This window comes from Cryobacterium sp. RTC2.1 (genome assembly GCF_035018685.1).
GTDB classification, from domain to species: domain Bacteria; phylum Actinomycetota; class Actinomycetes; order Actinomycetales; family Microbacteriaceae; genus Cryobacterium; species Cryobacterium glucosi.
Map to the genome: position 1 here is coordinate 1 of NZ_JASJXJ010000214.1, position 4908 is coordinate 4908.

Sequence of the window (4908 nt, forward strand, 5' to 3'; positions counted from 1 at the left end):
GGGCCTTGGACTCCCGCGGTGCATCAGCTTCTGACCGCACTCCGCGCGGCGGGAGTGATGGAAGTACCTGAGCCCTTTGGCCTGGACGAGCAGGGCCGGGAAGTGCTCTCCTACCTTCCGGGAATCGTTGGCAATTACCCAATGCCCAGCTGGATCTGGTCGCCCACGATCCTGCGCGAGGCTGGGTCCTTGCTTCGACGGGTGCATGACGCGAGCGCGCCCCTCGTGCACGCGGCCGCGGAATGGCAGTTGCCTGCGCACGAGCCAGTCGAGGTGGTGTGCCTGAACGACGTCGCACCGTACAACATGGTTTTCCAAGACGGGCACATCACGGGTCTTATCGACGTTGACATGGCGTCCCCCGGGCCTCGGATTTGGGATCTCGCTTTCCTCGTATATCGGCTCGTCCCGCTCGGCGAGTACGCAGACCCTGACGCCCCAGGAGGGGATGCTCGCCCCGGCCGGCTCGATGCGTTCATTCGCTCCTACGGCTATGAGTTCGACCAGACTGCCGTTCTTCGGACGGCAGCGGACCGCATGGAGGATCTTGCCGTTGTCACGGATCAACGTGCCGCCGACACGGGCTGCAGTGATTTCCTGGAGCATGCCGCACTGTACCGACGTGATCGCGACCGACTTCTCGACATGAGCGCAAGCCTGCAGGCCTCGTGAACGCGGATATCCAGGTAGTCCAAGTCAGCGATCCATGCGTGAAGCGTCTAACCGAGGCGGGGTATGTCGTTGTCGGCGAGTCGTGGGGTGCCCGCCTGCGCCTCAGCGATCCACCCAACCTGACGGTCCTGAACGCGGCCGTCGTCGCGGCAACGGACCAAGGATTCCTGATCGAGGAACTCGATGACAGCTGGGCGCTTCAGGTCACGGCCCTTGAAGCCTTGAACCACGCCGACTACCCGTTTACGCCAGCGACATCCGTGCCGCACCGCGACGAGTGCGACGTGCTCGAACTGTGGAAATCCGGGTGCCGCCTATTTGGTGCCATCACTGACGGGCAACTCGTGGCCGTCAGCGTAATTAGCCTGACGGCCACGCGCGCTGAAACCGAATTCACTTCCGTCCACCGCTCTTATCGTCGGAAAGGGCTCGCCGTTGCCGTCAAAGCCGCATCGGTCACGGCGTTGGCCCACGACGGCGTGCGGATCTTCGGCACGGGTGGAGCTCAAGTCAACGCCGGCAGCATCCGCATGAATGAACACCTCGGCTATGCCATCGAAGAACGCTGGCTCAGCCTCACGGTGCCGCAGTAGAACAGGAACGCACGCGCCCGGAGGAGGTCCGGCTTGTGGGCACCAGACCCTACGGACCCAGCGTGGCCCGAACGATCACGATTGCCTTCGGTGGTTGCGTCAACGAGAGGCGACATTCGGAAACCTGTGGTCTCCGGGGTGTTGCGCCTATGCTGAGGCCATGCACGTATCGCTGCGATTTCTTCGCCCTCGACCGATTCCCGGTCGCATGGGCTTAGTCGTACGCGCTTAGGTCCAGCGACAGATCGGTCGGGGGTGGCTCCTCCATCCGATCTCATCAAAGGACCAGAACATGACGTCATATCTCTCTGCGGCGGAACTCACCGACGCGCTCAACCTTCGCGACCTCTCCGACCCTGACCAGGGTCACCATGCGATGCAGACGCTGCTCGACGGCGTCGTATCCGCTCTTGCCGGTCACTGGGACATCCCGGCCGAAACCATCCGATACAGTCCGCTGGTCGCTGTCGCCGACAACTACGACAAGCTCGGCTTCGACCCAACGGCAGTCACCAGGGACCGGCGATACTCGCGCTATGTGAGTCCAACGGTGATGCTGCGCAGCCACACATCGGCCTCGATTCCCACCCTGCTGCAGTCGGTGTCGACGCAGACCAGCTGCGACCGGCTGCTGGTGTTGCCTGGCCTGGTCTACCGCCGCGATGCAATCGACCGCACCCACGTAGGGGCCCCGCACCAGGTTGATCTGTGGCGGGTGAGTTCTGGCAAGACACTCACTGCCGCAGATCTGCAGATGATGATCGAAACCCTGGTGAAAACGGTGCTGCCCGGCGCGAAGTGGCGCCCCGTTTCGGCGGCGCATCCGTACACGGTCAACGGCTGTCAGGTCGATGTGTCAATCGCGGGTGAGTGGCTGGAGCTGGCGGAGTGCGGATTGATCGCACCGCACATCCTCACCGCGGCCGGTCTGGACCCCGATGCGTGGTCTGGGCTTGCTCTGGGCATGGGGCTGGACCGGGCGTTGATGCTGAGAAAGGGTATCCCTGACATTCGGCTTCTGCGGGCGGCGGATCCACGGATCGCACAGCAAATGCTCACCCTGTCACCCTGGCAGGCCATTTCAGTCATGCCCGTGATCCGCCGCGACATCTCGATCGTCGTCGACGTGGCTGCGGACGCCGAGACCCTGGGTGATCGAGCAAGGGCGGCGTTAGGCGATCGCATCGACGACCTTGAATCGGTGGAAGTTCTGAACGCCACCGCGTACGCGGATCTCCCGCGAGGCGCGCAGGACAGGCTGAGGCTCCAGCCGGACCAAGCAAATGCACTTGTCCGACTCACACTCCGACCAATCTCCAAGACCCTGACGCACGGCGAAGCGAATGACATCCGCGACGACATCTATAGGGCATTGCATGAAGGCCCCGTTCTTGAACTGATTGGATAACCGGTTGACAGGCTCTGTTGCGCGGAGTCCATCTGTGCGCAACAGAGACCCGGACACGACCCACCCAGTCTCATCCCCGCGTTCGCAAGGGCTTCGGCGGATTCAAGTGGTGGAAGCAACAGAGGCGATTTCCTCCTTGAGACCAGCTCGCTGAGGAGGTCGTCTAGGGTGCTGCGTTTGAGGGCCGATGTGGGTGCGACTGAACCCGCCAGAAAGGGGTGGGCGAACCCATCGGCGGGGGAGGAATGGCCGGCTGCTGGGTGTCAGAGCGCTGAAGGGCGGCCGTGGTACGCTAAATTCATCACGATCAGCCCGCTCGCCTCACGGCTCGGGCTGATTTTCTTTAACTGGGGGACTCGTGGCTGAGTACACAAAGAAGTGGTTGTCGGTCGACGGACAGGTCGCCAAGCTTGAGTCACGCGGCGTTGAGGTGGGCGACCACGAGAGTTTCCGCGGGTTGCTTCGAGCCGTCGGGTATTACCGACTCACGGGCTACCTTTATCCATTCCGGGAATCGGAACCTTTTCGGGATGACGCCGGACGGATCAGGTTTCGAGTTCTTAACCGCTATCGTTCCGGCACGTCTGTAGGGCAAGCTTCTGCGCTCATTGATTTTGATCGTCGCCTGCGGATGCTCGTTCTCGAGGGCATCGAGCGGATCGAGATTTCTTTCCGCATGCAGATCGGCTATGTGTTGGGCAGGCAATCGGCATTCGCCCACATGGACCCCGTCAACTTCGTCAACTCGTTTACGGAATCACAGACTGATAAGGCGACCGGCGACACACTGCCCAGTAGACACGCGCAGTGGATCGAGCGTGTGAAAGAGCGCCAGGCCGATTCTGACGAAGCCTTCGTCGCTCACTTTCGCAACAAGTACGACGATGAAATGCCTATCTGGGCGTTAACGGAAATTCTGGAGCTCGGACATCTCGGCCGGCTCTATTCGGGATTGAACAGTTCGTTGGCGACGGAGATCGCCGCGGCCTACGGGGCACCGTCGAAGAAGGTAATGGTCAGCTGGATCTCCAGCCTGAACTATGTCCGGAATGTCTCTGCACATCACGCACGCCTCTTTAACCGCAAGCTTGTCAGCGCACCGGCACGACCCAGTCACGACCAGGTGCCACTTCTTGGTCATCTCAAGGACGGGGATTCCGCGAAAGCTGTGTTCGGCGTGTACAACGCTCTCGCGGTGATGGCCTATCTGCTCAGATCGATCGAACCGGACAGTGGCTGGCCCGCCAGGGCCGTGGAGCTCCTAAACTCTTTTCCCGAATCTGGCTGTGTGACGATCGAATCGATGGGCGTCCCGGATGCCTGGCCGACGCTTGAGCTCTGGCGCGCCTGATAGGCGGCACGCCCGGCATTGAATCGATGCACGTGAGCTTGCCAAAGGCAACCGGAGCGCTTCATCTCGGTTGAAGTTATCAGGGGAGTCCTGATCGTCGGAGATGTGGTTACCGGGACTCTGCGCTGAGCCGGTTCAAAGGGGCGTCCCGGCGTGTGTATCGCGGCGAAGGGGCCTCCTCATCGTGTCTCAACGATGAGGTTCGTCGATGCTGAAAGCTGAAACGGATTCGCGGTCGAATCGGATTAGGTGGGCGTCGATGGCGAAGATTTTGAGCTTGTCGGTTGTGGTGCGTAGCTTGTTGAGCGCGTCGCTGTCGATGTTTAGTGCTGCGCATATTTCGGCCGGTGTCATCAGGGGTGAGATAGGTGCGGGCTTGATCACGCGTTCTCCTCCGTCGGCATCGGCGTGAGTGCCGCAGTGTGGGCTGTGGCGATGGCGGAGATTTTGTCGGGTCTGAACCCTGTCCAGTGTTCGGTGCCAACGGTCACGACGGGTGCGTTTCGGTAGCCGAGTTGTGTGACCACGGCGGCGGCGACCTGGTCGTGGGTGAGGTCGATGGTCTCGTAGTCCAGGCCGACGTTGTTGAGTGCTCGTTTGGTCAGGGTGCAGTGGATGCAGTTCGGCAGTGTGTATACCGTGAGTGGTTCTGGCATCGGTGGGTCCTCTTTCTCTTATCTCCCATTGTCTTTTGGCGAAGACCTTGAGACAGCGCCAGGGGTGAATGTGCAAGGGGCCGTGGAATACCGTAGCGCAGCGAGGATATGCCGCGAAAGCCCTTGCGCAGAGGGGAATGGTGCGTACGCTCAGATCGTAAAAGGCAACGGAGTTGTCGCAAAGAAGCCTCGTCGACCAGCGGTCGACGAGGCTTCGTTGATCAGTTC

At 61.2% G+C, this 4908-nt stretch carries 6 protein-coding genes; 4 read left to right on the plus strand and 2 right to left on the minus strand.

Annotation, left to right across the window (positions count from 1 at the left end; genetic code table 11):
• The 4 genes from QN357_RS17770 to QN357_RS17785 all read left to right on the plus strand — a co-directional run.
• On the plus strand, positions 1-672 hold a 672-nt coding region (locus tag QN357_RS17770), incomplete at its 5' end, for an aminoglycoside phosphotransferase family protein (RefSeq protein WP_323505292.1).
• Positions 669-1265: a GNAT family N-acetyltransferase gene (locus QN357_RS17775; RefSeq protein WP_322187946.1), complete on the plus strand. Its 597-nt coding sequence runs from the start codon at positions 669-671 to the stop codon at positions 1263-1265. The genes QN357_RS17770 and QN357_RS17775, both read left to right, overlap by 4 nt.
• A 292-nt stretch (positions 1266-1557) precedes the next feature.
• On the plus strand, positions 1558-2673 hold the full coding sequence (locus QN357_RS17780) for a hypothetical protein (RefSeq protein WP_322187944.1): 1116 nt from the start codon (positions 1558-1560) through the stop codon (positions 2671-2673).
• A 358-nt stretch (positions 2674-3031) separates the two neighbouring features.
• On the plus strand, positions 3032-4024 hold the full coding sequence (locus tag QN357_RS17785; RefSeq protein ID WP_322140470.1) for an Abi family protein: 993 nt from the start codon (positions 3032-3034) through the stop codon (positions 4022-4024).
• Positions 4025-4213: 189 nt separating this feature from the next.
• Here the strand turns inward: QN357_RS17785 and QN357_RS17790 are convergent, their stop codons facing one another.
• Both QN357_RS17790 and QN357_RS17795 read right to left on the minus strand, forming a co-directional pair.
• Complete coding sequence (locus tag QN357_RS17790; protein WP_322135557.1) at positions 4214-4408, minus strand: hypothetical protein; 195 nt, start codon at positions 4406-4408, stop codon at positions 4214-4216.
• Positions 4405-4680: a glutaredoxin family protein gene (locus tag QN357_RS17795; RefSeq protein WP_323505293.1), complete on the minus strand. Its 276-nt coding sequence runs from the start codon at positions 4678-4680 to the stop codon at positions 4405-4407. Before QN357_RS17795 ends, QN357_RS17790 begins: the two co-directional genes overlap by 4 nt.
• Positions 4681-4908: the final 228 nt, after the last annotated feature.

Excerpts from the sequence above, each read along its gene's own strand:
- QN357_RS17780 (WP_322187944.1), top strand. The coding sequence starts at position 1,558 with ATGACGTCATATCTCTCTGCGGCGGAACTCACCGACGCGCTCAACCTT.
- QN357_RS17795 (WP_323505293.1), bottom strand. The coding sequence starts at position 4,680 with ATGCCAGAACCACTCACGGTATACACACTGCCGAACTGCATCCACTGC.